The organism is Aromatoleum toluclasticum ATCC 700605, assembly GCF_000378245.1.
Taxonomy (GTDB): domain Bacteria; phylum Pseudomonadota; class Gammaproteobacteria; order Burkholderiales; family Rhodocyclaceae; genus Aromatoleum; species Aromatoleum toluclasticum.
The window spans coordinates 1-1,314 of record NZ_KB899533.1 but is presented as its reverse complement, the minus strand read 5'-3'; the positions used below and the strand labels follow the sequence as shown (position 1 = coordinate 1,314).

General features: G+C 46.7%; 1 protein-coding gene. It reads left to right on the top strand.

Annotated elements, in window-relative coordinates; all coding sequences use genetic code 11:
• Positions 1-301: 301 nt before the first annotated feature.
• Positions 302-1,078 carry a surface-adhesin E family protein gene (locus F464_RS31285; RefSeq protein ID WP_157354293.1) on the top strand — a complete coding sequence of 259 codons (777 nt, stop codon included), beginning with the start codon at positions 302-304 and terminating at the stop codon, positions 1,076-1,078.
• The last annotated feature ends 236 nt before the right edge of the window (positions 1,079-1,314 follow it).

Below are 1,314 nucleotides of genomic sequence, written 5' to 3'. Positions count from 1 at the left end.
ATTGATGTCGTTTTTGGCAGGTTCAATGTCAACAAGCAACTACGCATCAAATCGCCCAAGAGCCTTCCTTCCGTAATCAGCAAAGAACTGGCGCTTCAGAAAACCGATGCCTAACCCTACGCTCAACCCCGCTCCCTTCGGTCGCTGGACAGCCAAAAGCTACGCTTTTTGGCTGCCGGTTAGCTAATTCGTTATGCGGATAGTATTGGATTTTGCTCAAGCCCATAAGAAATGAATGTAGTTATCTCATCACTTTTACCTCAAACTATTTTAGTGGGTTCATATGCGCCTAGTACTTACAATGCTGATGTTTCTTGTGGTCTCACCGGCAGTAGCTGAGTGGCAGGAGGTTAGCAAGCTCGATGGAACCACTACCTATATCGATACCCAGTCTATTCTGAAGGATGGGGCTACGGTTAAAGCAAAAGTATTGCTTGACCGATCATCCCCATTTAAGAATACCGCGATCATGTCTTATCGCAATTACTTGGAATACGACTGCCAAGCGAAAAGAGCTAAACCAATAGAAATGGTTGGATTTAGTGGTCAAATGGCTACAGGCACAGTACTTCGTACTTCTAGTCCCCCCTATGAATGGAGCAAAAGTTACCCCGCGGGCTCTCCCGCCGAGACAGCGCTCAAATACGCTTGCTCTCAGGCCGGCATTGCAGTTGAAACAATAGCGGCGTCAAATACTTCATTTGACGAATTGTTCGTAGGTACATTTGCGTCTGAAACTCGAGAGAATTTTGGGGCAGATCAGTTTGGTAAATACGTTATTGAGATTACAAAAAAGGATGACGGTTATTCGTTGAGCTATTCAACTGATGGGCGGCCACTTTTTACAATAGACGTCCAAAAGTGTAGCGAAGAATCTCTAAAGGCTAGGTATTATCATTATTATGCCTTACCAGGTGAACTAAAGGCGTTGTGCGGCCCGCGGAAGTCTGTGCAGATGTTCTACGCACAAAATGGAATTAAGATTTCAGAACAAGGACCAGTAAAAGAAGCAACGTATAAAACTCAATATTACGCAAACGTACAATGGGCAATTTATGGATTTAAAAAGACCAAGTAGCTATTGCATGGGACTAATGGAATGTACCTTGGCGGTGCCGGCGTATCCAATCAACCAGGGCTATAGCCGCATAACCCTGCGCTCAAGTTCGCTCCCTCCGGTCGCTGGGACCGCGCAAAAGCGCGCGGCCCCTTAGCTCCACTACATGGACTCCCCCGACTTTCAAGGGGATCTTTCTAGTCGTCATCCATTTTCCGTTCCTCCGATCTCGCGCTGGGTTTCGGGTCGTCGATTCG

Excerpts from the sequence above, each read along its gene's own strand:
- F464_RS31285 (WP_157354293.1), top strand. The coding sequence starts at position 302 with ATGCTGATGTTTCTTGTGGTCTCACCGGCAGTAGCTGAGTGGCAGGAG.